Source organism: Salifodinibacter halophilus, assembly GCA_012999515.1.
Classification (GTDB): domain Bacteria; phylum Pseudomonadota; class Gammaproteobacteria; order Nevskiales; family Salinisphaeraceae; genus Salifodinibacter; species Salifodinibacter halophilus.
This window is the reverse complement of record JABEEB010000698.1, coordinates 1-238: the sequence shown is the minus strand read 5'-3', so window position 1 is coordinate 238 and position 238 is coordinate 1. Positions and strand designations below refer to the sequence as shown.

Annotated in this window: 1 pseudogene; it reads left to right on the top strand. The window is 66.4% G+C overall.

What is annotated here, in order from left to right:
• Positions 1-173, top strand: a pseudogene (locus HKX41_13355) (hypothetical protein).
• Positions 174-238: the final 65 nt, after the last annotated feature.

Here is a 238-nt window from a genome sequence, read left to right as displayed (position 1 = left end):
TCTTCGCCGATCCGCAGGCGATCCTGCACGTGGCCGAACTCGGCGTGGTGATGTTCTTGTTCATCATCGGCCTGGAGATGCGGCCCTCGCACCTGTGGAGCCTGCGCCGCGAGATCTTCGGCCTGGGCACCGGCATCGCCAACATTTTCGGCGGCGGCGCCGCGTTCAACGCCGGCGGCAGCTTCACCGCGCCGAACTACGTCATCGCCGGCAACACCTACACCAATGTCGGCTCGGC